This is a genomic window from Synechococcus sp. R55.8, from assembly GCF_047461895.1.
Classification (GTDB): Bacteria; Cyanobacteriota; Cyanobacteriia; order Thermostichales; family Thermostichaceae; genus Thermostichus.
On sequence record NZ_JANSIB010000160.1, the window covers coordinates 2,153 to 2,450 of the forward strand.

Genomic DNA, 298 nt, shown 5'->3' on the forward strand with positions numbered 1-298 from the left:
TGCTCAACCAAGTACCATTGTTTCCAATTTCTAGGGATCCCCCCGAAGGGGGAACGACGACTATACTGTGGATAGCTTGGACTATACACAGGAAGTTTCCAATTTCTAGGGATCCCCCCGAAGGGGGAACAATGGGGCCACCAATTGTAAAAGTCCTTCTGCACTTGGGAGTTTCCAATTTCTAGGGATCCCCCCGAAGGGGGAACGCGCTGCATGTGCAGGATGAAACTTTTTACATTGTCGAGTTTCCAATTTCTAGGGATCCCCCCGAAGGGGGAACTCCACCCCTATTAAACCC